We start from the raw sequence: 1048 nt of genomic DNA, 5'->3' as shown, positions 1-1048 counted from the left end.
CTAGGGCCTGTGTCGAAGTCGGTCACAGCCACTCGTTGATGGCGGCGAGGTGGATGGTTGCCTCGTAGCGCACGGCCAGCTTGTCGAAGCGGGTGGCTACGGCGCGGTTGCGCTTGAGTCGGTTGATGCCGCATTCCACGGCGTGACGTTGCTGGTAGAGGTGGGGGTCGAAGGCCGGTGGGCGGCCACCTTGGGAGCCCTTGGCCCGCCGGTTGGCGTCCTGGTCGGCCTTGCTCGGGATGGTCGCGGCGATGCCGCGGCGGCGCAGATACTGCCGGTTGGCTTTCGAGGTGTAGGCCTTGTCGGCCAGGACGCGGTCGGGGCGGGTTCTGGGGCGGCCGGTGGTCAGCCGTGGGACGCGGATCGCGGCCAGGACCGGGATGAACTGCGGGCTGTCGCCGCGGTGCCCGGCGGTCAGCACGACGGCGAGAGGTTTCTGGCCCTGTTCGCAGCCCAGGTGCAGCTTCGTGGTCAACCCGCCTCGGGAGCGGCCGAGCGCATGATCAGCTGGCTCAACCGTGACGCCGCCGGGTGGTTCGGCCTGCAGATCCCCCTTTTCCTCGCCCCGGCAGCGTGCTGGTGGGCGCGGGCGCTGGTCGAGTCCACCGACACGTCCCAGGTGATCCGCCCGGCCGCATCCGCGAGGGCCTGCAGCGCGGTGAGCAGTTTCTGCCAGGTCCCATCCCGCTGCCAACGCCGGAACAGGGCGTACACCGCCGACCAGGACCCGTAGTGGGGCGGCAGGTCCCGCCACGGGGCGCCGACACGGATCCGCCACCGCATCCCGTCGATCAACTGACGTCTGCTCCATGATGACGGTCGACCCGGCCGCTTCGGCGCCGGCAGCAACGGCTCCAACTTCGCCCACTGCACGTCGGTCAGGTCGAACCGCCTCGTCACCGCTAGGGTGTCCACGAGGTCTCCGGTTTTCAGGTTCTGCTTGGTCGCTGAACCATCTACCGGAGACCTCGCCCATTTTCGATCTCCGACACGCGAAGATCCTCAAGTCACCTCAAGCCGCCTGGCACCGACTTCGACACACGCCCTA

Annotated in this window: 1 protein-coding gene; it reads right to left on the bottom strand. The window is 68.7% G+C overall.

Annotation, left to right across the window (positions count from 1 at the left end; all coding sequences use genetic code 11):
* Window positions 1–22: 22 nt before the first annotated feature.
* A protein-coding gene (locus tag ACL02O_RS34260; RefSeq protein WP_412822331.1) for an IS5 family transposase occupies window positions 23–900 on the bottom strand; the annotation gives its coding sequence in 2 pieces (ribosomal slippage) (window positions 23–516 and window positions 516–900; 879 coding nt in all).
* Between the last annotated feature and the right edge of the window lie 148 nt (window positions 901–1048).

Origin of the sequence: Micromonospora mangrovicola, assembly GCF_047200535.1 — a bacterium.
In the GTDB taxonomy this organism is placed as follows: Bacteria; Actinomycetota; Actinomycetes; order Mycobacteriales; family Micromonosporaceae; genus Micromonospora.
Note: the sequence above shows the minus strand (reverse complement) of the source record. Positions and strands in the feature narration are given on the sequence as shown.